The 3,125-nt window shown below is 67.2% G+C and carries 2 protein-coding genes and 1 pseudogene; all 3 read right to left on the minus strand.

Annotation, left to right across the window (positions count from 1 at the left end; genetic code table 11):
- Window positions 1-116: 116 nt before the first annotated feature.
- A complete protein-coding gene (locus AC6RA4_RS24385; RefSeq protein ID WP_500164741.1) occupies window positions 117-1,826 on the minus strand; it encodes a Dyp-type peroxidase in 1,710 nt (569 codons plus the stop codon).
- A 13-nt stretch (window positions 1,827-1,839) separates the two neighbouring features.
- Entirely contained in the window at window positions 1,840-2,853 is a 1,014-nt protein-coding gene (locus tag AC6RA4_RS24390) for a hypothetical protein (protein ID WP_500164743.1), read from the minus strand.
- A gap of 1 nt (window position 2,854) precedes the next feature.
- Window positions 2,855-3,125: pseudogene (locus AC6RA4_RS24395) on the minus strand (hypothetical protein); the annotation flags it as partial.

A 3,125-nucleotide genomic window follows, 5' to 3' on the forward strand; every position in this document is an offset into this window, starting at 1 on the left:
TCGAGGCCAGCGACCGGGCCGGCGCCGAGGCGCTGATGCAGACCGGCCTCACCGCGCTGCGCGAGGCGGTCTCGTAAACCAGCCGTGTGGCGTGTTCGAAAGGTGTCGCCCGACCGTCAGGTCGGGTCGACGATGCCCATGGCGATCATCCGCAGCGCGATCATCGACGGCACGAAGAAATAGTCGCCGCCGCGGCACTCCACGAAGGTCTTGAGCCGCGTCATCATGTAGGGCGGCTTGCCGCTCTTTGGGTCCGACGGGATCATGTGGCGGGTGTGGTGATCGTGGCGGCCGAGCATCGGGCAGGTGTTGTTGCCCTGATGGAAATCGAGCCCGTACTGGATCCATTGCTGCTGCACGAACTCGAACTGCCGGAACAGATCGACGCCCATCACCATCATGATCACGCCCTGCTCCGAGGCGTCGTCGCGCGGCTCGAAATTCGGCGGGCCGTAGGGCAGGCCGCGGCGCAGCACCCGGCGGCGCTTGTTTAGCGCGTGGGTGGCCTTGGGGTTCTCGAATTGCTTGCCGGTTTCGGGATCGATGCCGAACCGGTTCAGCGGGTCGAGATAATCGCGGGTGTTCATCCGCCGCATATGCGCGCCGCCCGGGCATTTGAAGCCCGCCATGTCGTCGGCATAGCGGAAATCCGAGGCCGCCGGGCTGCGGAGATAGGCGAGGTTTCTTTCCCAGGCGACCGGGGTCGCAAGCATCGCGCCGCTTTCGTCGCGCCAGCCGCCCGTCTTCCCGAAGGCGATCCACTCGTCGTAGCCCGGGACCACCGCCAGCGGCACCCCGTCCGACCAGCGCCCGCACATCTTGGCAAGGATGGTCTCCCTCGCCTCGGGCAGGTCGACGCCCATGGTCTGTGCGTATTGCGCGGCCTCCGCGTCCACCACCTCGTGAAAGCTCGCGACGTTCTCGTGCAGCTTGCGGTAGGCCATGAAGGTGCCGTTCTGCATGAACTCGGGCGGCATCGCGGTGGGCGGCAGCTCTTGGCTCTCGCCGGGATGGCCGAGAATGAACTCGCCGGCTTCGAGAGGCTCCCAGTCGCCGCCCATGCGCTTGCCGCGGCCGATGAGGGCGGTCTTCTCCTTTTCGGGCGGGTACTGGCCCTTGAACACCGGGTCGCCGATGCCGTCGGTGAAGCCGAAATGCTCGCGCGCGGTGGGCAGGGTGAGGCCCTCGAACTCGTCGAACACCGCCGAGGCGGCTTGGTAGGGCTGGTCGCCCGCCTTGCCGTTGGTTTCGATCAGCTCGACACCGCTGCCGGTGAGCGAGCGCAGCCAGGCGGTCTTTTCCTCGAGCGCGGGATGCGGCAGCTTGATCCGGGCGAGCCCTTCCGGGCTCTCGGGATCGGCGCCGTCAAGATCGGGCTGGGCGTTGAGGGTGATGAGGATGTGCACGTCCTCGGCGCCGCCCTTGCCCTCCTTGCGGTTGCCCTGCCAGATCGGATCCCAGTCGCGATCCCAGTTGGGATCGTCATCGGCGGTCTTGGTCGGATCGCGGTCGCCCAGCATCGCGGCGCGGCTGCGCATGCCCGAGATGAACACGTCGGGCATGCCCTGCAGCGTCCGGTCGGGCACCTCGAGCCAATAGAGCCCCATGAAGGTAAAGGCGATGTTGACGGTGCACTCCGGTTTGTCGGCCTCCTCCGGCCAGCGCGCCGAGGTGGTGACCTTCTTGCGCACCGCATCGACGAAGGCGCGCCCGCCTGCCGGGTTGGTAATGCGGAAGAACAGGTAGCGCGCAAAGGGGAAGGAGAAGCGCCCATAGGCGCGGGTGACGTTGCCCTGAATGTCGTGCAGGTTCAGGTGATAGGCCATCGCTCCCCCTCCTTCACAGTCCGGCGCGCGGCTGCGGCGCGCTGTCCGAAATCACGCCCGGCTGCTGCGTCGGGCCCGAGACGTCGCCCGGCGCGTGCCGTGTCAGGAAATCGCCGAAGGCCGCGTGCAGCGCGTCGGGCCTTGCGTGCTGGTTGGTGGCGATGAAATCGGCAAAGGCCTGCTGGGTGTAGAGCGCCTTGAGCACCGTCGGCAGATCGTCATGCTTGGCCGGGGCCAAGGGCTTGGCCCCGTTCGAGAGCGCGAAGCGCACCGAGAGCAGGAAGGCCAGCACGCTCAGCGCCAGCGCCACCAGCGCGAGCCCCAGCGTGTTCATGCCAAGAACGTAAATCAGCCCGAAGATCCGCAGCGCGAGCGCCAGCACGGACACCGCTGCCGGGATGCCCACGGCGGCGATCAGCCCCTTGAGCGGCAGCGTGTTGAAGGCCGGCAGAGAGAGGTAGTAATCGTGGAAGGGCATCGTCGTCTCGACATGGCAGCGCTCGAGATAGGCGCCGAACGCGGCGCCGCTGTCGATGCCGTCGAAGCCGTGGCAACTGTCGAAGATCGCCTTGATCTCTTCGCCCATCGTGTTCCAGAGCGTCTGCGCGTAGGCCAGCCGCACCTTGCGCTGTTCCTCGGCGCTGAGCGTCGCGGGCAGGGGATCGCCCTCCGTTACGATGGCGTCGATATCGGCGGTGAAGACGAGATAGGCCGAACGCAGGCTGTCCACGTGGCCCGGCACGATGGTGTTCACCCCCTTCGCCGTCGCCACCAGCGCGTTCTGCGCAGCGCGCCCGTTATACACCACGTCGTCGAGCACGAACATGCGGGCAAAGTGGTTGCGGGTGTTGCGGGCGAAGGGCGCGGCATACTTGGTCTTCTGCGTCGCCGGGGTCTGGTGCGCCGGGGGCAGGCGGGCGAGCTCGATGCGCACTTTCTGCTTGTAGGAGACATCGTTTTTCGGCCCGCCGCGCTTGATCGGGACAAGGAAGGTCAGGAACAGGTGCCCGGTGTCGAGATCGGCCATGTCACGCCTCCCGCTTGGCGGTGAAGCGGGCCTGCGCCGCCTCGACATAGGCCAGACGGTTCACGTCGGCGCGCTCGGTGTCGAGGCTGGCGACCGGGCCGAAGCCGGGATCGCCGAGATCGGTCTGCACCGCGAAATAGGCGGCCTCGAACGCCTTGGCGAAGGCCTCGGGCGTGCCGTTGCCATGCGCCTCGGCCAGTTCCAGCACCTGGTCATAGACCTTGAGCGCGGACTTGATGTCGCGCTGCGCCGAGCCGGGGGTGGCGTTGTAG

It is taken from the genome of Salipiger sp., assembly GCF_059781815.1.

Coding starts and splice junctions, on each gene's coding strand:
- AC6RA4_RS24385 (WP_500164741.1), bottom strand. CDS start 1,826: ATGGCCTATCACCTGAACCTGCACGACATTCAGGGCAACGTCACCCGC.
- AC6RA4_RS24390 (WP_500164743.1), bottom strand. CDS start 2,853: ATGGCCGATCTCGACACCGGGCACCTGTTCCTGACCTTCCTTGTCCCG.